Annotated in this window: 18 protein-coding genes; 9 read left to right on the top strand and 9 right to left on the bottom strand. The window is 69.9% G+C overall.

Annotation, left to right across the window (positions count from 1 at the left end):
* Positions 1-11 precede the first annotated feature (11 nt).
* Positions 12-767 (top strand): SAM-dependent methyltransferase, encoded by a 756-nt coding sequence (locus tag WMF19_RS34240; RefSeq protein WP_437894201.1) that lies wholly within the window; start codon positions 12-14, stop codon positions 765-767.
* A gap of 275 nt (positions 768-1,042) precedes the next feature.
* Here the strand turns inward: WMF19_RS34240 and WMF19_RS34235 are convergent, their stop codons facing one another.
* Together WMF19_RS34235 and WMF19_RS34230 are read right to left on the bottom strand one after the other, a co-directional pair.
* Entirely contained in the window at positions 1,043-2,551 is a 1,509-nt protein-coding gene (locus WMF19_RS34235) for a hypothetical protein (RefSeq protein WP_437894200.1), read from the bottom strand.
* Between the two features lie 2 nt (positions 2,552-2,553).
* Positions 2,554-4,764, bottom strand: a complete 2,211-nt coding sequence (locus WMF19_RS34230; protein WP_437894199.1) for an SUMF1/EgtB/PvdO family nonheme iron enzyme — start codon at positions 4,762-4,764, stop codon at positions 2,554-2,556.
* Between the two features lie 488 nt (positions 4,765-5,252).
* Here WMF19_RS34230 and WMF19_RS34225 point away from each other — a divergent pair, with 488 nt between their 5' ends.
* Positions 5,253-6,641: a porin gene (locus WMF19_RS34225; RefSeq protein WP_437894197.1), complete on the top strand. Its 1,389-nt coding sequence runs from the start codon at positions 5,253-5,255 to the stop codon at positions 6,639-6,641.
* Positions 6,642-6,765: 124 nt separating this feature from the next.
* Here the strand turns inward: WMF19_RS34225 and WMF19_RS34220 are convergent, their stop codons facing one another.
* Positions 6,766-8,973, bottom strand: a complete 2,208-nt coding sequence (locus tag WMF19_RS34220; protein WP_437894196.1) for a metallophosphoesterase — start codon at positions 8,971-8,973, stop codon at positions 6,766-6,768.
* Between the two features lie 255 nt (positions 8,974-9,228).
* On the opposite strand from WMF19_RS34220, the gene WMF19_RS34215 reads away from it, so the two are divergent.
* Both WMF19_RS34215 and WMF19_RS34210 read left to right on the top strand, forming a co-directional pair.
* On the top strand, positions 9,229-10,128 hold the full coding sequence (locus WMF19_RS34215; protein WP_437894195.1) for a peptidyl-prolyl cis-trans isomerase: 900 nt from the start codon (positions 9,229-9,231) through the stop codon (positions 10,126-10,128).
* Complete coding sequence (locus tag WMF19_RS34210; RefSeq protein ID WP_437894194.1) at positions 10,125-11,129, top strand: HupE/UreJ family protein; 1,005 nt, start codon at positions 10,125-10,127, stop codon at positions 11,127-11,129. The genes WMF19_RS34215 and WMF19_RS34210 overlap by 4 nt, the downstream gene beginning before the upstream one ends.
* Before the next feature lie 177 nt (positions 11,130-11,306).
* Here the strand turns inward: WMF19_RS34210 and WMF19_RS34205 are convergent, their stop codons facing one another.
* Positions 11,307-11,825: an HD domain-containing protein gene (locus WMF19_RS34205; protein WP_437894193.1), complete on the bottom strand. Its 519-nt coding sequence runs from the start codon at positions 11,823-11,825 to the stop codon at positions 11,307-11,309.
* A gap of 156 nt (positions 11,826-11,981) precedes the next feature.
* Here WMF19_RS34205 and WMF19_RS34200 point away from each other — a divergent pair, with 156 nt between their 5' ends.
* Entirely contained in the window at positions 11,982-13,007 is a 1,026-nt protein-coding gene (locus tag WMF19_RS34200) for an SMP-30/gluconolactonase/LRE family protein (protein ID WP_437894191.1), read from the top strand.
* Between the two features lie 17 nt (positions 13,008-13,024).
* On the opposite strand, the gene WMF19_RS34195 is transcribed toward WMF19_RS34200, so the two are convergent.
* Both WMF19_RS34195 and WMF19_RS34190 read right to left on the bottom strand, forming a co-directional pair.
* Positions 13,025-13,528, bottom strand: coding sequence for an SRPBCC family protein (locus WMF19_RS34195; protein WP_437894190.1), 504 nt, complete (start codon positions 13,526-13,528; stop codon positions 13,025-13,027).
* Positions 13,525-13,902 (bottom strand): ArsR/SmtB family transcription factor, encoded by a 378-nt coding sequence (locus tag WMF19_RS34190; RefSeq protein ID WP_437894189.1) that lies wholly within the window; start codon positions 13,900-13,902, stop codon positions 13,525-13,527. The genes WMF19_RS34195 and WMF19_RS34190 overlap by 4 nt, the downstream gene beginning before the upstream one ends.
* Positions 13,903-14,043: 141 nt before the next feature.
* Between WMF19_RS34190 and WMF19_RS34185 the strand changes: the two genes are divergently transcribed.
* The 4 genes from WMF19_RS34185 to WMF19_RS34170 all read left to right on the top strand — a co-directional run bounded on the left by WMF19_RS34185 (position 14,044) and on the right by WMF19_RS34170 (position 17,125).
* Complete coding sequence (locus tag WMF19_RS34185; RefSeq protein WP_437894188.1) at positions 14,044-14,502, top strand: VOC family protein; 459 nt, start codon at positions 14,044-14,046, stop codon at positions 14,500-14,502.
* Positions 14,503-14,541: 39 nt separating this feature from the next.
* Positions 14,542-14,700 (top strand): hypothetical protein, encoded by a 159-nt coding sequence (locus WMF19_RS34180; RefSeq protein WP_437894187.1) that lies wholly within the window; start codon positions 14,542-14,544, stop codon positions 14,698-14,700.
* Positions 14,701-14,715: 15 nt separating this feature from the next.
* Entirely contained in the window at positions 14,716-15,435 is a 720-nt protein-coding gene (gene rsmG, locus WMF19_RS34175; protein WP_272095015.1) for a 16S rRNA (guanine(527)-N(7))-methyltransferase RsmG, read from the top strand.
* A gap of 220 nt (positions 15,436-15,655) precedes the next feature.
* Positions 15,656-17,125 carry a hypothetical protein gene (locus WMF19_RS34170; protein ID WP_437894186.1) on the top strand — a complete coding sequence of 490 codons (1,470 nt, stop codon included), beginning with the start codon at positions 15,656-15,658 and terminating at the stop codon, positions 17,123-17,125.
* A 69-nt stretch (positions 17,126-17,194) separates the two neighbouring features.
* On the opposite strand, the gene WMF19_RS34165 is transcribed toward WMF19_RS34170, so the two are convergent.
* The 3 genes from WMF19_RS34165 to WMF19_RS34155 form a co-directional block, all read right to left on the bottom strand.
* Positions 17,195-18,475, bottom strand: coding sequence for a lactonase family protein (locus tag WMF19_RS34165; protein WP_437894185.1), 1,281 nt, complete (start codon positions 18,473-18,475; stop codon positions 17,195-17,197).
* 156 nt (positions 18,476-18,631) lie between these two features.
* The gene (locus tag WMF19_RS34160) at positions 18,632-19,312 is read right to left on the bottom strand and encodes an NrsF family protein (protein ID WP_437894184.1); all 681 of its coding nucleotides are present in this window, start codon (positions 19,310-19,312) and stop codon (positions 18,632-18,634) included.
* Positions 19,302-19,943 (bottom strand): RNA polymerase sigma factor, encoded by a 642-nt coding sequence (locus WMF19_RS34155; protein WP_437324035.1) that lies wholly within the window; start codon positions 19,941-19,943, stop codon positions 19,302-19,304. Before WMF19_RS34155 ends, WMF19_RS34160 begins: the two co-directional genes overlap by 11 nt.
* Positions 19,944-19,976 lie beyond the last annotated feature (33 nt).

Here is a 19,976-nt window from a genome sequence, read left to right as displayed (position 1 = left end):
GGGAGGAAACCATGGAGATTGACACCACCAAGCCGCACGTCGGTCGGGTTTACGACTACGTTCTCGGAGGGCACCACAACTACGAGGTGGATCGCGTCGCTGCCACGGCGATCATGAAGCTCGTACCCACCTATCCGAAATATGCGAAGCTCAACCGCTGGTTCATCCAGCTCGTGGGGCAGCAATGGTCCGAGGCGGGTATCACGAGCGTGCTCGATCTCGCCTCGGGGTTACCGACGCAGGGCCATCTCAACGACTACCTGCCTGATGCGCGCATCCTGTTTTCGGACGTCGACCCGGTGAGCGTGATCTACGGCGAGCAGATCTTGGCTGACAAGCCGAACATGCGCTACATCCAGGCCGATCTGCGAGACCCGTCGCCGTTGCTCGCGGCGGCGGCGCGCTTCTTCGGCGCGGAGCGCCGCATCGCGGTCGGAGGCATCGGCATCCTCTACATGATGGACGATGAGAGCTCGCGCGACCTCCTGCGGAAGCTGCACGCGTTCTGCGCCCCTGGCAGCGTGCTGGCGCTCAGCTTCGTCATGTCGCGCGGCGCCGCGGCGGCGGGCCAGCTGAGCAGCGCCGGATCCCTCGCCGGGGTCAAGGTCTACCCGCGCACGCCCGAGGAGATCGCCGCGCTCATTGCCCCATGGAAGGTGGATGAATGCCGGCCTCTGGCGGAGTGGCTCGGCATCGACGACTTCATTACCGAGGAGGAGTACGAGGTGAACCCGTTCGAGATGCGGGGCCTGATCGCGCATCACTGAAGGAAAGTCCGCTCCCCATCTCCCCATCAATTTCGGTAGGCCCGAGGAGGGAAGTCCTGCTGCACGGCGCCTGGGGGATGGTCCGTTCCCCATCTCCCCATCTATTCCCGTACGCCCGAGGAGGGAAGTCCTGCTGCACGGCGCCTGGGGGATGGTCCGTTCCCCATCTCCCCATCAATATCCGTAGGCCCGAGGAGGGAGGTGGTGCCGCACGGCGCCTGGGGGATGGGCCGATGTCTGAGCACGTGGCCTGAGCCTTGCCCAGCGGGCAAGGCTCAGGCCACGTGCGAGTTCGGCGGGGCCCCCAGGCGCCGTGCGGCACCACCTCCCTCCTCGGGCCGGTCCTGCCGGTCCTGCCGGTCTTTCTCCCCGAGGATCGCCTTGGCCGCACTAGCCCGAGCCGCCCCGCTAGCCACCGTCGCGTGGTCCACCACCCAGTGCGCATCCAGCAGATCCAGGTAGTCGAGGTCCAGCTGCCCCCCCGACGGCAGCATGAACACCGCCGAGATGTGCGCGTGGCTCTGCACCGCCTGCACCATCTCCCGCGGGATGTAGAGCGCCGCGTGCGTGAAGAGGTGCACCACCGGCGTCCGCGGATCGTGGTGCCGCGTCAGGTCGAGATCCGTCGCGAGCTCCGCGAACACCCTCGCCGGGTTCCTCCCGCGCTCTCCCTTGAACGACAGCAGGTGCGCCGTCGGCAGCTGCCCGTTCTTCGCCCGGTAGAGCTCGTAGAGCCGCGCGTCGAAGAAGCGGAACGCCACGTCCTCGCCCTCCAGCAGCAGCCGCTTGCCCGTCGCGATCGCCATCCCCCGGGCGAACGTCTGGCGATCGCCGCGCATCGACGCCGACGCGTCGATGAGCAGGTAGTGGATGCGCCGCTGCTCGTCCCGGCTCTGCTCGCGCGCGAAATATAGCACCTCGTTGTCCGCGATGCGGCGCGCCAGCTCCATGTCGTCCCACGCGAGCTCCGTCAGCACCATGCTGTCGATCGAGCCGCGCGTGCCCAGCCCCGAATAGCCGTGCGCCGCCGTCGTCCCCGCGGCCGGGCGCGTCTTCGTCTCGAGCACGCTCGGCAGGATCTCCAGCGAGAAATTCACGATGTCGTTCGCCTCGGGCGACGAGAGCGCCGCGAGCAGATCGACCTGGGCGAGCGCCCCCGCCGACGCCTCCGAGCCCAGCATGCCGAACAGGCGCAGCGTCTCGATGTCGAGCGCGTCCGACATCGTGAGCACGTACAGCCGCGAGACGTCGAGCGCCTCCAGCGCCCTCTGCTCGAACTCGCGCCGCGCCGACAGGAACAGCCCGCGGAGCTGCGGCTCGATCCCCTCGAAGAGCGCCGCGTCCGCGGGGAGCATCGCGCGGTAGGCCGGCGGCGCGTGGGTCCGCGCCGCGACCGCGCCGAAGAGGCGCGACAGCACCACCGTCACCAGGTCGTCGCTCATCCGGAGCTGCGCCGCGCATCGCGCCGCCTCGCTCTCGGCGAGCTCCCGGAGCACCGCCCGGTACCCCTCCACGATGCGCTCCGCGTCCCGGAGCCGGCCCGCGAGCTCCTTCGGGTCGCAGCGCGGACCGAGCTCCAGCTGCTCGCGCGGCGTCGAGAAGAGCAGGCCCGCGTCGTGCACCAGCGCGAACGGCAGGACCACCCCGAGCCGCTCCAGGCTCTGGTGCCACCGGATCGCGCGCAGCGCGAGCGACGAGCTCAGCGGGCGCACCTGCGAGAACGCCAGCGTGCCGAGCGGGCCGGCGATGGAGGGGTTCGCGAGCTGCGACGTGGGGACCGGCACGGCTACAGGCGCGCGGCGCAGCGGAAGCCGATGCCCGGCGCGCTCGCCGTCGCGAGCTGGTGGTAGCGGAACGCCGGGTTGAGCCAGAGCGCGAAGCCGCCGTTGTAAGCGCCGCCCCGGATCGCCTTGCGATCGCCGGCCGGCGCCCCCTTCGGGTTCACCTGCTCCTCGTCCTTGTAGGTCTCGAACCAGTCCGCGGTCCACTCCCACACGTTGCCGACAACGTCGTCGGCCCCGAACTTCGTCCTGCCGTTCGGGAACGAGCCGACAGGCGCCGTGCCGGCGAAGCCGTCGTCGGCCTCGTACATGCGCTCGCTCGGCTTGAGCCCGTGCGCCTTCTCCCACGCCGTGCACTCGGTGCCGCACGCGTTCATGAAGGTTTGATCGCCCGGCTTGTCACCCCAGGGGAACTTGCGCCCGTCGGAGCCGCGCGCCGCGTACTCCCACTCCGCCTCGGTCGGCAGGCGCTTGCCGTGGACCTGGCAGTAGGCGTTCGCGAGGCTCCACGGCAAGCAGTTGATCGGGTGCTTCGCGAGCTCGGGCTTGCCGAAGGTGCACTGCTCGGCGAGGACCGTCAGCGTCTTCTGGTGCGCGGCGGCGGGCGAACCGTCCGTGTTCGGGAAGTCGGGCGCGGCCGGGGGCCGCTTGCACTCTCCCTTGTCCGAGCACGCCATGTAGTCGCCCGCGGTCACCTCGTGGACGTCGATGCAGAACGTGTCGATCGTCACCTTGTGCGCGGGCTGCCACAGCTTGAACTCCGGCTCGTCGGAGCCCATGAAGAACTTGCCGCCCGGGACGAGCACCATGCCTGCAGGGCACTCGGCCGGCCGCTCGGAGAGCGCTGCCGCCGCGGTCGCGGCGCTCGCCGTAGGCGCCGCCGCGGTGGCGGACGCGGTCGCGACCGGCGCGCTCCGTGACGCTTCCTCCGCAGGCGGCGCGCCGCGCAGCAGGTTCCAGGTGATCGCGCCGCCCGCCGCGAGCGCGAGCGCGACGCCGCCGAGCAGCAGCGGGCCCTTCGACCTCGGCGCCGCGTCGCTCGCGGCGCCCCCCGCGGTGCTCGACCCGGCCACGGCGACCGGCTGCGACGTCGGCGTGGGCAGCGGCCCCGGGGCCGTGGAGGGCGCCGCCATCGTCGGCGCGGTCTGCGCCTGCAGCGAGATCCTCGGCGAGGACGGGAGCCGCGGCGCGGAAGCGCGGGGCGACGGCGCGCCGGACGGGGGCGCGAGCGAGCTGCCGCCCGTGGCGAGCGCCCAGGCCGGGTCCTCGGGGAAGACCGCCCGGTGCAGCGCCGACCAGAAGCGGCCCATGGTGGGGAAGCGGTCCGCCGGCGCGACGGCGAGCGCCTTCGCGAAGACAGCCTCGACCTCGTCGCTGACCGCGAGGCCGAGCGTCCGCGGGGTCGGCCGGCGCGACGGATCGCGGCTCGCGACCGCGAGCTGGAGGTAGTCGTCGCCTTGCAGCGCCGGCGCTCCGCCGAGCATCACCTCGATCATGATGAGCGCCATCGCGAAGACGTCGGTCCAGGGCCCTGTCGCGCCGTGGGTGCGGCTGAACTGCTCGGGGGCGCCGTAGCTCGGCGTGAACGCGGTGATGTCCTTGCCCGTGTGGGCGAGCGCCGTCGCCGCGGCCGCGTGGTCGGCCATCACCTTGGCGATGCCGAAATCGAGCACCTTCACGAACGTGGACGCGTCGCGCGGCTGGCCGACGACGAACAGGTTCGCCGGCTTGATGTCGCGGTGCGCGATGCTCCGCGAGTGCACGAGATCGAGCGCGATCGCGGCCGACTCGAGCAGCGCCATCGTCGCGCGCAGGTCGCGCGGCGGCGCGCCGTCGCTCGTCTCGTCGAAGAGGACCTGATCGAGCGGCCTGCCGTCGAGCCACTCGAGGACCATGTAGGGCAGCCACTGCCCGTCCGGCGCGTTGAACGTGCCGATGTCGCGGGCCTGGACGATCGCGGCCGAGCGGCTGGAGAGCTCGGTCATGAGCTTGCCCTCCTGGATGAACGCCTGGAGCAGCTGCTCTCGCTGCTCGGTCGGCGCGCCCGCGAGGAGGGTGAAGCACTTGAGGGCGACGGGCTGCTTCCAGATGACGTGCTCGGCCCTGTAGACGACGCTGAAGCCGCCTTCGCCCACGGCGTGATCGATCCTGTACTTGTCGGCGATCAGGCTGCCGGCGATGTTGAGCGGATCGCTGCGGTCCGGGTTCTGGCTCATGAGATCCCTACGCACCGCGGCGGGGCGCCGATCGGAGCGCCTCGTGCGTGCGTCGGGGCCATCTTAGTTGCCTCGCGGTCGGTTGGAACCCTTTCGCGCGATCCGGCGCCCTCTCCGAGCCGGAGGCGGCGCCCGCTCCGGTTGTCCGATATGGCGGATGTTCCAAGGCCCGTTGGATGGTGAGGGAACTCGCATCTGGGGATTTTTGTGATCGCGATCCATGTCTTGACAGAGATCTTCGTCCGTTATATTGGATGACGCACTCGGTGGTTCCCTGCTGGCGTCGCTGCTGCCCAGCCGGGTGCTCCTGACCGCGGCCTCTCGTCTGCGCGTCGTGCGTGGGACGCGGAGCGCAGGCCGGGGAGCGATGGTCCGCCGCCTGCGAGGGCATGGTGCGCGTTCGCGCCGGCGGCTGGTGCCGGCCGTGCGCGCCGCGCGTCGTGCGCCCTGCGCCGTCAGCAGCTGGTTTGATCCGAGGAACAACGCGCTTGAAATCGATCAACGGAAAGAAGTCGCACACCGTCCGCGCGGCAGCTGCGCTCTCGCTCGTCGCCGCCGCGCTCCCCTTCGAGGCGTCCGCTCAGCAGCCCGCGGCGCCGCCCCAGGCCCCGGCGCCGCAGGAGACAGGGGCGGCGGCCGGCGTCGAGCCGCTGAGTCGCCGCGTTGAAGAGCTCGAGCAGCAGCAGCGCGCGCTGCTCGAGCGCCTCGAGGCCGAGCGCAAGGCGGCCGCCGAGGAGCGGGCCAGCGCGGAGAAGGACAAGGGCAGCGGCGTCAAGGTGACGGCGGCCGCTGGAAAGGGCTTCACCGTCAAGACGGCGGACGACAAGTTCTCGTCCACGATCCGGGCCCGCCTGCAGGTCCGCGAGACCATCACGCACACGGGAGAGGACGATACGCACGAGATCAACGTGAGGACGGTGCGCCTCACGACGAGCGGGCATGTCCTCACGCCCGATCTCAAGTACAACGTGCAGCTCGCCTTCGGCGGCAACGATTTCGAGAAGGACAGCCCTTCTCCCATCCTGGACGCCTTCATCGAGTACACAGGGATCCGCGATCTCAACGTGCGTGTTGGCCAGTTCCTCACCCCGTTCAACCGGGCGCGGACCCTGCGCGAGCCCTCCCTCCAGCAGACCGATCGCCCGATCGCCGTCCGCGAGTTCAACCTCGATCGCGACGTCGGCCTGATGTTCTCGTCGCCCGATCTCTTCGGCTTCGGAGGCAAGCTGTCGTACAACCTCTTCGTCGGCGGCGGCGAGGGGCGCAATCGCTTCGGCGGCCAGAAGCACGGCCCGCTCGCGGTGGCGCGGCTCGCCGTCCGCCCGTTCGGCGCGTTCGACGACGACCAGGACGCCGATCTCGCGCGCGAGGCGAAGCCCCGGCTCGCGGTGGGCGTCACGGGCGCCTACAACCACCAGACCAACCGCCAGAACAGCACCTTTGGCACGACGCTCACGCTCGGCGCGGCCGACTACCTGCACGGCGCGGCCGATCTCGTCTTCAAATACGCCGGCTTCTCGCTCTCGGCCGAGGCCGTCGTGCGCCACGCCAAGAAGGACTTCTTCGAGGGCGAGGTCGACGGCGCGGTCGTGCGGGAGTGGACCCGGTCGGGTTACGGCTACTTCGCCCAGGCGGGCTACCTGCTGACCGACCGGGTCGAGGTCGCCGCGCGCTGGGACCAGATCTTCGCGGAGCGCGGCACCGATCCGAAGCTCGTCGATCTCGTCGACGCGCAGGGCAAGCAGGTCGGCGGCGGGCTCAACGTGTACCTGAACGGCTATGCGCTGAAGCTCCAGGGCGATTATTTCTACATCTTCGGCAAGGAAGGCGCCGATGCCCGCCACGTCGGTCGCCTCCAGCTCGATGCCTCGTTCTGAAGGGGGACAGCCGCGCCCTGGGAGCGCGCACCGTGCGACGGCTCGCGCTCGCGGACCGGTGATGCGCGCTGCAAGGCGGTGAGGCCATCGGGCGCCCCGCGTTGCGAGGCCGCTGCGTCAACGTTCAATAATTGAAATTGCGAACGAGGATGAGCGCCTTCTCATTCCCATCCATGTCGTCTTCCCAGGCCACCACGAAGCGGCCCTGATCATCCATGGCAGTCACAGGGAGCCGCTGCTGGCCGCTCGAGTCGCTGTTGACGGTGAAATCGGCCCGATGCTGCGCGCCGGCGGCCGTGAAATCGCGCCCCAGGATCTGATACGCGCCGTTGTCGTCCTGGTCATCCTGCCAGACCACCGCGAAAGCACCGTCGCCGCGCATCCCCACGCTGGGCGCGACCTGTTGACCATCCGCCACGCTGTTCATGGCCGTCACCCCGAAGCGCTCCGTGCCGGTGATCGTGAACCCGCGCGCATAGATCTGGTAGTAGCCGTTGTCGTCCTGGTCGTCCTCCCAGGCCACCACGAAGTTCCCGTTGTTCGCCATGCCGATCGACGGCATGGTGTGCTGCCCCGCGGTGTTCGTATTGACCGCCCTCTGCGCGAAGCGGTTGCCGCCCGTGGCGGTGAAACCTCGGTGGTAGATCTGGAAGTTGGCGTCGTCGTCCTGGTCGTCTTCCCAGGCGACGACGAAGTCACCATCCGAATCCATGGCGATGGCTGGATTGAACTGCTCGCCCGCAGCGACGCTGTTGACGGTGAACGTCGCGATGCGCTGAGCGCCGGCCGCGGTGAAGCCGCGCGCCAGGATCTGGTAGTACCCGTTCCCATCCTGGTCGTCTTCCCAGGCGACGACGAAATTGCCGCTGGCGTCGCAGGCCACCGCGGGCCTCGACTGCTGGCCGTCCGACACGGTGTTCACCGTACGATCATGGAAGCGCTCGCTGCCATTGGCATTGAAGCCGCGCGCCATGATCTCATAGACGCCGTTGTCGTCCTGATCGTCCTCCCACACCACCACGAATCTCCCCGAGTCGTCGATGGCGACGCTCGGGTGCCTCTGCTGACCTGAATCCACGCTGTTCACGGCGATCTGCGAGAACCGCGCGTTGCCGTCCGGGTCGAAGCCGCGCGCGTAGATCTGACCGACGCCGTTGTCATCGTGGTCATCCTCCCAGACCACGACGAAGTTGCCGTTCGGCGCCGTCGCGATCTCGGGATCGAAGTGCTTGCCCGTCAGCTGCACGTTGGCCATACGATCCTTGAACAAGATATCGTTGGCTGTGTAAGCGTACGCGGGCAACGCAGCCTGCATATCGTAGCTGATGGCGTAGTTCTGCTGGTTGTGCTTGGTCGCCGTCGGGCTCTGCGCCTGGTTGTAGTTCAGGTACAGCGTCGCCTGGCAGTTCGCGAAGATCGCGCAGTTGCCGTCCTCGACGCTCAGCGTCTCCACCGAGATCTGATTCTGCGTCGGCTCGAACGTGAGGACGCGCAGCCAGCCGTTGCCCAGCGCATGGCCGTTGCCCAGGACCGGCTCATTCTGAAAGTCGTTCAGGATCTCGTGTACGATGTTGCCGTTGTTGCCGGTGCGGCGGCGATACGACACCCCCTGGATGTGTCCGCTCACCGACATGAACACGTTGCTGTGGCGCTGGATCAGCTCTTCCCAGAGGTCCACGCCGTCGCGGCCCTCGAGGTTGTAGCTGTCGGCGCAGCCGCTCGCGTGCTCGGCGTTGTTGTTCATGTGGCAGTGCGTGGCCACGATGACGCGGCGGTCCGGGTGGCTCGCGATGACCTGGTTCGCCCACGTCACGACGTCCTTGCGCGGCGCGAACTCGAGGCTCACCACCATGAACTTGAGCCCGCCGGCCTCGAAGTACGTGTAGTTGTTGATGTTCGACGCGTCGTAAGCGCCGCCGTAGAACGGCTCGCCCTCGTAGCGTGGCCGACCGAAGTAATCGGCGTACAGCGAGCTGCGCTTGTAGGCCTCGTTGCTCGGGTAGATGTCATGGTTGCCGATCGTCATGCTGTACGGCACGCCGGCGTTGTCCAGCAGCGCGTGCGCGGCGCTCGCCACGTCGTACTCGACCGCGGTGTCGTGATTGGTGATGTCGCCGAGGTGCACGGCGAACTTGATGTTGCGCGCGGCGCGGTTGTCGACGAGCCACTGCATCTGGTGCTCGTAGACCTCGTACGAGGAGAACTCGCTGTAGTTCTGGGTGTCGGGGATGAGCACGACCGAAAACGCGGCCTGCGCGCTCGCGGAGCGCGTCGCTACACACCACAACGCGAAGGCGGCTACGGCGAGCATCAAACGATAGGTTTTTGTCATGTGCGGGCGCTCCCCTGGCCAGAACGGACGAGCCTGACTCGATTCGCGGCCGCACTTGTACGCGGCGCAGGTTGCAACTCCGTGCGGCTCCGGTTACCTCTCGTTGCCGCTCGTCATGCGCTTCACGGCGATGTCTCGTCGTCCACCGTCAGGTCGCGGCTCCGTCGCGCCGCTGAAACAGAGGTGCCACGGAGCGCGGGTAGCCTGCGCCGGGCTCACCGGTACGTGGGCTGGAACCGCTGACCCTCGAGAGCCATGACTCGAACCGCCGCCCCCAGAGCCGCTGACTCGACCGTGTTCGAGGGCGCACCGGGCCACACGGCCAAAGACGCCAGGACCTTCGCCGGCTGGCTGCGGCGCATCGCCTCCGAGCCCTTCGTTCACTTCACGGTGCTCGGGGCGCTCGTGTTCGCCGGGCATCTCCTTTTGACCCGCACGCCCGATGTGCCCACGCTCGATGTCTCGGCGTCCAGGCAGCGAGAGCTCGTCAAGCTGTTCGAGCAACGTCAGGGCAGGGCCCCGAACGACAAGGAGCGCGAGCAGCTGATCCGGCGCTACGTCGAGGATGAAGCGCTGTTTCGCGAGGGCTTGCGCCTGTCCCTGGTGGACACCGACCCTATGCTGCGCGCGCAGGTCATCGCCCGCGTGCGCGGCATGCTGCAAGCCGAGCTCGACCAGAAGCCGCCCACGGACATCGAGCTGCAACGCTTCCATGAAGCGCATCTCACGGACTACGCGCTCCCTGAGACCATCAGCTATCGCGAGTACCTGATTCGCAGCGGCCCGGACGCCGACGGCGAGGCGCGGCGCCTCCTGTCGCTATTGGAACGACAAGAGACCGCCGACGGGCCGGGGCTGCCCATTCCGATCGACCATTCGCAGCGCTCCGAAGCACAGCTGGCCTCATTGTACGGCCCCGAGCTCGCGCACGAGCTCTGGACCTTGCCGAGCGGCAGCTGGCGAGAGCTGCGGTCCAGTGACGGAGTTCACATCGTGCGCGTCGCCGAGCGCACCGCTGGGTCGGAGCCCTCGTTCGCGACGATTCGCGAGCGGGTGAGCGCGGACTATCGCAAGGAGCGGACGGCGCGCGCGTTTCAAGCGGAGATCAGCCGCCTCACATCGCAGTGGCGCGTCCAGATCGCGGAGCGTCCATGACGAGCGGAAAGAGGCTGCGAGCGGCAGCGATGCTGTGGGTCATCCTGTGCTCGCTGTGCGCTGCGGCTGCGAGCGCGCACGCCCACACGCCCTCGCTGAGCGTGCTGGCGCTCGACGAGCGCTCGCCGGGCGAGTTCATCGCCAGCTGGGAGCGCACGCAGGGTATCCAGGACGTCCGCGCGGCGTACGACTTGCTGAAGCCCGTGTTCCCCGAGCACTGCCGGTTCGAGGCGCCGCGCCTCGATTGCGGCGCGCGCGGACTGGCAGGTCGCGTCGGGTTCGACGGCCTGGCCGATCTCTCCACCTCCGGGATGATCAAGATCCGGTGGGTGGACGGCAGTGACCAGATCCTGAGCCTGACGGCGGCGCAGCCGCACGTTCGAGTGACAGAGGTCCGGACCGATACCAGCGCGCTGCGCGGGGTCTCCAATTTTATCTGGATCGGGATCACGCACATCTGGCTGGGGCTGGATCACTTGCTGTTCGTGGTGGGGCTGCTCTGGCTGCTGGACTCGTGGCGCGTGCTGATCAAGACCGTCACGGCGTTCACGGTCGCGCATAGCTTGACGCTGGGAGCGGCGACCTTCGGGCTGAGGGGCCTGCCTGCCGCCCCCGTCGAGGCCGTCATCGCGCTCAGCATCGCGTTCGTTGCCGTGGAGATAGCCGGCGAGGCACGCACGAAGCGGCCGAGCTTGACTCGCCGATGGCCCTGGTTCGTGGCGTTCTCGTTCGGTCTGTTGCACGGCTTCGGCTTCGCCAACGCGCTCGCGGAGCTGGAGCTCTCCAGCGCGGATCGCCCGATCGCGCTGCTCTGCTTCAACGTCGGCGTGGAGATCGGGCAGCTGGTGTTCATCGCGGGCTTGCTGGCGCTCCGCGCGGCCGTGCGTAGGCTCGGGCGCGCGTCGGGCGCCCGCCTCGCGACCGCCGGCTACTACGCGATGGGCACGCTGGCGATGTACTGGTTTTTTGAGCGGATCGCCGCTTTCGTCCCCGGCGTCTGACTGTCTGGCTGCCTTCGGCGAGCTGCGCTTCGTGCGAGCCCCTCGCGGCGGAGGAGCTCCCCGAGCTCTCGCGTGGAGAGCGCGGCCGCCTCCGTCCCCGACGACGGTAATCTGCTCCCTTGTTAGCGGATGAGATCGGGCGCCAACGTCTCCGACACGAGGGGATGATGAGAGGGGTCAAGCCTGGCCATCGAAGGCTCCCTCTTCGAGCAATCGGTCAAGCTCTGACCACAGCGGATCGCATTGTCCGCCGCGGAAGGCCGCCTTCTTGAACGCCTGCTGTTCGCTCTGATAGAGCCGCCACAGGCTCGCCTTGCGGTCAGCGATGCATGCGCGCACGTTGGCGAGGCGGTCCGCTGCTTTCACGACGAGCGCGAGCTCGGTTTCGCCCTTGGCCTGCGCCAGCTTGGCGTAGGTTCTTGCTTTCCGCTCCTTGCGATTCGCACCTGGTTCGTCGGTGAGCAGGCTCACGCATGTGGCTACTCGCGATCCGAACTCCGCTTCAATGCTCGCGAGCGTAACGTCGGTGTCCTCCGCGACGTCATGCAGATAGGCGACCACCACCGCCTCGTCTCCGTACGGCTCGGCCAGCGCCGCGACCGCATCCAGGTGAAAGGAGTACGGTCGGTCGCCGTACCGCTGGTCCCCGTGCGCAGCGACCGCATACGACCGTGCCTTTTCTCTCGTGGTACTCATACGGCCTAACCATCAGCCGATGGGTCAACCGAAGCCGGCGGACCAGGTCTGTCCAGATCGTTGCCTTTTATGACTTCCCCACGGAGCGTCTCATGGATCGCCTCTGCGCGGCAAGCGATCGGCGCTGTGGTAGATTCGCCGCCCGGAGGTCTTCTCGTGGCACGATCCCGTGGCATTTTCACCTCCATCGCCGCTGCGGCCGCGATGGTTTCCTGCGGCGGTGAGACCCCGCCGCCCGCGCTGGCACCGGCGGCCTCCGCTTCCGCCGCGCCCATCGCGATGAACAGCGTCGAGCCCCCGCCTGCGGCTCCGGCTTCCCCCACGGCGTCGACGGCGGCGCCCGAGCCGCCCAGGCCCACCGCGCCGAGCCCTGTCGCCAGGTACACCGGCTTCGCCAAGCCGGAGAGCGTGCTCTACGACGCGGACAACGACCGATACCTCGTGTCGAACATCAACGGCAATCCGGACGACAGGGACAACAACGGCTTCATCTCCGTCCTCTCGCCCGACGGTCAGGTGACGAACCTGAAGTGGATCGAGGGCGGCAAGGCCAAGGTCAAGCTCGACGCGCCGACGGGCTCGGCGATCGCGAAGGGCGTGCTCTACGTGGCCGATCTCACGACCGTCCGGAGGTTCGACCTCAAGACCGGGGCGCCGAGGGGTGACATCGCCATCCCCGGTACGACGTTGCTGAACGACATCGCGGCGGCTCCGGACGGCAAGGTCTACGTGTCCGACTCCGGCTTCAAGATCGGCGCGACCGGAAACCTCGAGGCGACGTCGAGCGACGCCATGTACGTCATCGAGAAGGGCAAGGCCAGGGCGCTGGTGAAGACCACCGACCTGCACATGCCGAACGGCCTCGCATGGTCCGACAAGGGGCTCGTGGTCTGCTCGAGCGGCGCTCCCGAGGTCTTCCGCCTCGACGAGAAGGGCGCCAGGCAGGACGTGACCACCACGGCGCCCGGCGGCCGCCTCGACGGCCTGATCTCCCTCGGAGACTCGCTCCTCGTGACCAGCCACGACGCGTCGGCCGTGCTTCGCGGGAAGCTCGGCGGGACCTTCGAGGTCGCGATTCCCGAGCAGAAGACGCCCGCGGATATCGGTTACGACACGAAGCGTGGGCGCGTCCTCGTGCCCCATGTGATGGTGGACACGGTCGACGTCTATGAGCTGAGGTGATCGCGAGCGCCGGCGCGCTACACCTGCGTGCGCGCGTCGCCGAGGTAGTAGTCGCGCTGCGCAGGATAGTAGTCGGCGAAGCTGGGCAGCGGCTCGCCGAGCCTGGAGGCGACGAGCATGTCGAGGTAATACTCCCAGCCCGGCCCGACATCGCCGGCGAGCGCTGGATCGGCGAGGCGCTGGATGAAGGTGAGCTCGGTGATCTCGCCCTTCGCCGCGAGCGACAGCTCGAACCGCCACCCGCCGTGCTCGTCCTTGGCCGAGAGCGCGAGGCGACGCGGCGGCTCGCACGTGTCGATCGAGAGGTCACACCACGGCGCCCCCTGCTCGAACGTCATCTGAAGGCGCACCGTCTTGCCGGGCCCCGCCTCGCCCTCCCACGGGCCGATCCAGCGCGCCGTGCTCTCGGAGGCGGTGACGCTCTGCCAGACATCCTCGATGGGGGCGCGAAAGCTGCGCGTGATGACGAGATCGGCGCCTGTCGCCGTGCTTCGGACGCGGCCTGTGGGTCGGGGGTTCATGCGGTCTCCTTCGTTCGTTTCGCTTCGTCGCGGGACGGGGGGGCGGTCGCCATGCGCCGCTGCCGGCCGACGCGGCGCACCTCGGTCTCGAGCGCGTCGAACCGGCGGTGCCACGGGCTCGCCGCGTGCAGATCTCGCAGGAACGCCTCGATCTCGGCGAGCGCACCGAGCTCGAGACGGTACTCGCGCTCGCGACCGCACTGGGCATCGCGCACCAGGCCCGCCTCGCGCAGCACGCGCAGGTGCCGGCTGACCGCCGGGCGGCTGACCGGAAACGCGCCGGCGATGGCGCCCGCCGTGGCGGTGCGATCGCGCAGCATCCGCAGGATCTCCCGCCGGATCGGATCCGCCAGCGCCTGGGCAACGGCGTCCATGGGCGTGATGTGTAACTGATGTGTTACGCATGATCAAGCCCGCGCGGCCGGGCCCGCAGGTAAATTTCGTCCAATACGCGGTCGGCGCGATGCTCCAGGATGAGCGCCAACCATCCGACACGAGCACGAAGGAGCGCGACGATGACGAAGAGCAAGGTCCACCCCGTCCCGGAAGGTCAGACGTGCTTCCCCTACCTGAGCGCGCGGAGCGCCGCGGAAGCCATCGAGTTCTACAAGCGCGCGTTCGGCGCGCGCGAGGACTCGCGCATCCCGATGCCCGACGGGCGGATCGGGCACGCCGAGCTGTCCATCGGTCGAGCCCGGTTCTTCCTGTCGGACGAGTATCCCGAGCTCGGCGCCGTCAGCCCCGAGACGCTGGGAGGCAGCAGCCCGGCCGTCGTCGTCTACGTGGAGGACGTCGACGCGCTCGTCGCGCAGGCCGCGGCGGCAGGCGCGACCATCGATCGCCCGCCGCAGGACAAGCCGTTCGGAGACCGGACGGCCTGGCTCCGCGATCCGTACGGCCATCGCTGGTCCTTCGCGAGCCGGATCGAGGACGTCTCTCCCGAAGAGCTGCAGAGGCGCCTCTCGGCGATGTAGCGATCCGCCACCGGGGCGCGGGAGAATGGCGATGCCGTCGTGGCCGGCTACCCGGCGGGGGCGATCACCGAGGAGGATCGCGAGGGCATCGGCCTGGCGCTCTGCGCGGTGATCCTGGAGAAAAATCAGGACGGCCTCGGAGCGGGCGGGGAGGGCGAGCGCGAGGATTGCGGCGCTTCACGGGCGGGAGCTTGCTAGGGTGTGCGGACCTCCATGCCCCCTGACGAACGCGCTCCTCTCCCGCTGCCGGCTCCCGCTCCGCTCACGCCTCCGGAGGGCTTCGCGGAGCGCCTCGCGGCGATCGGCGTCACCCTCGACGCCGCGGTGATCGCCAAGCTCGGCGATTACCTCGCGCGCTTGCTCGCGATGAACGAGCTGATGAACCTCACCTCGATCACGGATCCGGTCGAGGTCTGGGAGAAACACATCCTCGATTCGCTCACGCTCGTGCCCCTCCTGGAGGAGCTGAGCGCGGGGGCGCGCCTCGCCGACATCGGATCGGGCGGGGGCCTCCCCGGCCTTCCGCTCGCCATCGCTCGGCCCGATCTGAAGGTGACTCTGGTGGAGGCGACGCAGAAGAAGGCTTCGTTCCTCGCCGCGGTGGCCGCGGGCCTCGGGCTCACCAACGTATCGGTGCGCGCCGAGCGCGCCGAGCAGCTCGGCAAGGGCGATCTCCGCGGCGCGTTCGACGCGGTGACGGCGCGCGCGGTGGGGCGCCTTGTCATGCTGATCCCCCTGACGGTGCCCTTCGTGCGGCCCAACGGGATCGTGCTGCTGGTGAAGGGCCAGCGCGCCGAGGAGGAGCTCGCCGAGGCGAGCTGGGTCCTCGAGCGACAGCGGGCCGCCTTCGTGAAGACCGTGGGGACGCCGACGGGGAAGATCGTGGTGCTGCGGAAGGCGGGTGAGGAGCCGAAGCGCCATTTCGGGCGGTGATCCACGGCAGCGCGTCGCTCGCCGCGCACCCTCGTGCACACAGGCTCAGACCCTCGAAACAGACCGAGATCGAGCGCCGGCGCGCGTCTGTCCCTGTTGGTTCTATCCGCGTTGATAAACTTCAGCGGTATCCGGCGTGGCGAACGTGCTCTGTCCAGCGCCGGAGCGTGAATGACGCGCGAGGGCGGGTCCGCTCGTCTACGGTGCGTGGATGAGAATCTTGACCTGGTTGACTCTGGGGCTCCTGTGCGCGGCGTGTGGTGACGACGTCGAGCCGTCCGGCCCGGAAGGGGGCGGAGCCGGGGGGGCCGCCGCGGCGACCGCGGGCAGCGGCGGCGGCGCGGGCGGCGGCGGCGATGCCGGCAGCACCGGCGGTGGCGGCGCGGGGGCCGGGGGCGACGCGACCGGTGGAGGATCGGGCGGCGGCGTCGATCTCGCCGCGCCTGAGGCCATCTTCCTCCACCCGGCCGGGGCGGCGAGCAACATGGTGTTTCACATCGCGATCGCCGGAGCCGACGACGGCGGCGCGTACGTGAGCGGCGAGGGGTTCGGCGAGATCACGCTGGGCGACCGGACGATCACCAAGCTGGGAGCGTTCCTCATCCGCCTCGATCCCGAGGGCGATCTCCTCTGGTCGGCGCCGATCGTCACGGCGCAGCAATCCTCGGCGACGGCCGTGACCGTCGACCGAGCGGGCAATGTGCTCATCGCGGGCGAGCTCTATGGCGAGGTCACGATCGGGGGCATGAAGCTGTCCGGCGCGACGGAAGACCCCGACGCGATGGTGGCCAAGCTCGACGCCGACGGCAACGTGCTCTGGGCGAAGCGCTTCGCCTCGACGGCCGCGGATCGCTGCTTTGCGATCGCGACCGACGCCACGGGCAATGTGTACGTGGGTGGCTATGTCGACGACGATATCGACTTTGGCGACGGCCTCCTGGCGGTGGATGGCGAGTCCCCGTTCCTCCTGAAGCTCACGCCGGGCGGCGACGTCGCCTGGGCCAAGGTGTTCAACAACCCCGGCGGCGCCGGCAGCGCCGTCGCCGGCATCGCCGTCCACGAGGGCGGCGACGTGTCGATCACGGGCTACGCCGACGGGGCGCTGACCATCGAAGGCACAGCGCTGTCGCTGCCTGCCGGCTCGACGATGATGGGCTTCATCGCCCGCTTCTCGAGCGCGGGGGAGGGCCGGTTCGCGCGGCGCTTCGGCGGGCCGGTGTTCGACATGGGCAACGAGATCGCCGTCGGTGAGGGCACCTTCCTCGCAGGCACGGTGAGCGGCGAGAGTGATGTGCTCGGGACGACGGTGGACGCGGACATCGAGGGCGCGCCGTTCGTCGCGAAGCTCACGGAGAGCGGGACCGCCGAGTGGGTGATCACGCCGGAGCCGAGCGGCACGATGTACGGCCTCGCGCCCGACATGGCGGGCGGCGTCTACGCGGCGGGTCGCTACGATGATCTCGTCACCTTCGACTACACCCCGTTCGCGCTGCGCGCGAGCGCGTCCTCGGAGGTCACGGCGCTCCACCGATACCCGTCGAGCGCCGGCTCCTCCGAAGGCATGGCGCTCACCTCCGGCGGCACGCTCTGGATCGCCGGCACCTTCTACGGTTCCATCGACGTCGGCTCGGGTCCCGTCGCGTCGCCGAGCACGAGCGGATTCGTCTTCCGCATCCCGGCGCGTGAGTAGAAGAAGCAGAGGCGCCTCTCGGCGATATAGCGATACGTCACCAGGGCGCGGGCGAGGGCGCCCCGGCGGTCACCTGTCCGGCAAGGCCACGATCCCGACATACGTGGGCTCGGGGACCTCGGTGACACGGCCTGTCGGCTCGAGGGCGCCCGTCGCCTCGTCCACGTGAAACGCGACGATGTTCCCCGACTCCTCGTTCGCGACGAGCATCAGCTTGCCTGTCGGCGAGATCTGGAAATGGCGCGGCGTCATGCCCTGCGTCGAGGCATGGCCGGCGGGCGTGAGCGTGCCCCGCTCGGGATCGACCGCGAAGATGGCGATGCTGTCGTGGCCGCGGTTCGACCCGTACACGAACTTGCCCGACGGGGACACCTGGACCTCGGCGGAGGCGTTTCCCTCGGCGCTCGCGCCGTCGGGCAGGGTCGAGACGGTGGCCCGGGCGGTGAACGTCCCGCGCGACGGATCGTAGCTCAGGGTGGTGATCGAGCCGGCAGACTCGTTGATCACGTAGGCGAACCGGCCGTTCGGGTGGAACTCGAGGTGCCGAGGCGTCGTGTCCGCGGGGAGCGAGAGGGCTGGCGGGTCGTTCGGCTCCATCTGGCCCGTGTCCGCGTCGAAGGTGAGCTGCGCTATCTCGTCGCGCCCGAGGTTGGTGACGAACGCAAACCGGTTCGCCGGATCGGTCATGGCGTGGTGCGACCTCGCCCGGCGGCCGAAGGACACGTCGAAGGCCGCCTGGCCGAGCGCGCCGTCCTGGCCCACGGGGAGCACCGCCGCCGTCCCGCCGGCGTAGTTGGCGACGAGGACGAAGCGCCCGGAGCGATCCGTGGACAGGTGGGCGGGGCCCGCGCCCTTCGAGGACGCCCTGTTGACGAGCTCGAGCGTCCCGCCCTGGGGATCGATCCGGAACGCGCTCACCGCGCCCGACAGCTCCCCTTCCACCTCGTTCAGCTCGTTCGCCGCGAAGAGATGCTTGTGCGCAGGATCGACGGCGAGGAAGGTCGGGTTCATCTCGGCGTCGAGCGGGCCCTGCACGGCCGAGAGCGCGCCGTCGACGTCGTCCAGGCGGAAGACGAAGAGCCCCTCGTGACCGCCGACATAGACAACGAACGAGCGTTCGGCCTGCGAGCCGCCGCCCCCCGCGCCGCTGCCGCCCGCTCCACCGCTGCCGCCCGCGCCGCCGCCGCTCGCGCTGCTGACGCTCGTGCTGCTGACGCTCGCGCCGTCGCTCTGGCTCGCGCCGCCGCCGGCGCTGACGCCCGTCGTGGCGCCGTCGTTCGCGGCTCCGGCGCCGGAGCTGCTGCATCCGAGCCACAGCCCTGCCGTCAGAAAGAGGAGCGCGCGCTGCATCGACCTGGTTTCTCCTGCCTCCTGCGTTAGACCTGGCCAGCGCCGCGGCGCAAGCGCCACGGCGCGGTCCTCTTCGCGGCGCGCGGCGGCAGGTCCGCGGCGGTCGCGCCGCCTCGCAGCGATGGCCGGAGAGGATGCGCGACGCAGCGCGGCGCCTCAGGCGCGCCCGCGCAGCGCCCCGGCGGCGGCGCCGAGGAGCGCGCCGGCCGCGATGGGCACGCCGTGGGCGAAGGCGACGTGGACGACCTCGTCGAGCGAGCAGTGGGAGTGGATGCCGATCGCCGCCCCGATCCCGCACAGGGCCCCGATCGCGGCGCCCCGCCACGCGGGGGCCGAGAGGAACGAGCGGCGCAGCACGAGCGCCGCCAGCGCGAACGGCACGATCGCCATGCTGAGCGCGACCGCGCTGCACTCGAGGTGCACCATCAGGGGCGCCAGCACGTCGTGCACGCGCGACGTGACGACCGCCGCGGCCAGGAACCCGACCGCCACCGCGGCGACGAGCGCCTGGAGCACCCGGACGCCGGCCGGCAGGCCCCGGGCGCGCGGCACGAGCGCGAGCAGCAGGCCGAGGCCGGAGAGCGCCGCCCAGAGGACGAGCGGGAGGGCGACCCGAGGCGAGCCGATGTCGTCGCGGAAGCCCTCCCACCACGTCAGGAGCAGGATCCACGCGAGCCCCGCCAGGATCGCGCCGGCGACGCGGCGCTCGCGCGCCGGGCGCGTCGGCGACCGCTCGGCCGGCGCCTCGACCGGGGCCGGCGGCGGGCGGGCGGCGACGCGGGCCGCGGGATCGGGGATGTCCTTCAGCTCGCTCAGCAAGTCGCGATCAATCGACATTGGCACCTCCCCGGACGCCCCCTTGCCCCTTGCCCCGGCGGCGCTCTTCCGCGCCTCCTGGCTCCGCCTCGGGCCGCCGCTTGAGATCGTCGAGCGCCGCCCGCAGCGCCTCGTAGGCGCGGAACGCGCGGAGCTTCACCGCGCTCGCCGTCGTCCCCAGGACCGCCGCGGCGTCCTGCACGCTGAGCCCCTCGTACCGGATCAGGATGAACGCCTCGCGCTGCGACGCCGGGAGGCCCGCCAGCGCGCGCTCCACCGCCCGCGCCGTCTCGGAGGCGATCGCGACCGCCTCGGCGTCCGCGCCGCGCGCGTCCGGCGGCTCCGCGCCCGGATCGCTCGGGAGGCGCTCGGTGCCGCGGTGCTTCTGGGCGCGCGCGTGATCCAGGTAGACGTTGCGCGCGATGGCGTAGGCCCACGGCGCGACGGCGCCGCCGCGGGCGAAGCTCGATCGGGCGCGGTGCATCCGCAGGAACGTCTCCTGCGTCAGGTCGCCCGCGAGCGTCTCCGAGCCGCTCATGCGGGTGAGGTACGCGAGGAGGCGCGCCGCGAGCGCGCGGTGCAGCTCCGGAAACGCGCGCGCGTCGCCGCACGCGTACCGGTCCATCGCTTCGTTCAGGGCGAGCTCATCCATGGCGGTCCTGACGGCATACACCGTCTGCGCGCC

The organism is Sorangium sp. So ce124, from assembly GCF_051525235.1.
GTDB lineage: Bacteria > Myxococcota_A > Polyangia > Polyangiales > Polyangiaceae > Sorangium > Sorangium atrum.
The sequence above is the reverse complement of the archived record's forward strand: the minus strand, read 5'-3'. Positions and strand labels throughout refer to the sequence as shown.